Source organism: Bradyrhizobium mercantei (assembly GCF_001982635.1).
GTDB lineage: Bacteria > Pseudomonadota > Alphaproteobacteria > Rhizobiales > Xanthobacteraceae > Bradyrhizobium > Bradyrhizobium mercantei.
This window is the reverse complement of sequence record NZ_MKFI01000060.1, coordinates 1-723: the sequence shown is the minus strand read 5'-3', so window position 1 is coordinate 723 and position 723 is coordinate 1. Positions and strand designations below refer to the sequence as shown.

Annotated in this window: 1 protein-coding gene; it reads left to right on the top strand. The window is 61.0% G+C overall.

The window, feature by feature from the left end; translation table 11 throughout:
- Positions 1-83: 83 nt before the first annotated feature.
- Positions 84-723 (top strand): helix-turn-helix domain-containing protein (locus BI327_RS40910; protein ID WP_076867250.1); only part of this gene is annotated, 640 nt, incomplete at its 3' end.

The window sequence follows — 723 nt, the reverse complement described above, 5'->3', positions numbered from 1 at the left end:
TGTGGTCTGTCAGGAGGTTGTCCATCTGGTCTGAACCGAGGAAGCTGAGGTTGCGAAGCTTCAGTGTTCCAAGGAGAGACCAGATGAACGTGCACAAGAATGCGCCTTTGACGCCCAAAGGTCGAGAGGCGATGGTCCGAAGCGTGGTTCAAGGCGGGCTAAACCAAGCTGGCGCGGCTGAGTTGTTCAATACGACGCCGAAGTCGGTCGCCAAATGGGTCAAACGGTACCGCGCAGAAGGTGTTGAGGGGTTGCGTGATCGCTCCTCAAGGCCCCTTTCATCGCCAAGCCAAACCCCGGCTGCCACATGTGCCGCTATCGAGGCCTTGCGCCGGCAGCGCCACACCGGCAAGCAAATCGCGGCCGAGGTCGAGGTGTCATCGGCCACCGTCAGCCGTGTCCTTCGCCGCTTGGGATTGAACCGGATCCGCGATCTGGAGCCGGCCGAGCCGGAACGCCGCTATGAGCGCAAGAGCCCAGGCGAGATCATTCACATCGACATCAAAAAGCTCGGGCGTTTCGAGCGTGTCGGGCACCGCATCACTGGCGATCCGAGTGGTCCGAACAAGAGCCGTGGCGCTGGCTGGGATTTCGTCCACGTCTGCATCGACGACCATTCCCGCGTTGCTTTCTCCGAGATCAAGCCCGACGAGACGGCCGATAGCGCTGTTCCCTTTCTCAAGGCGGCTGTCACCTATTACAAGAGCCTCGGCGGCACCGGCA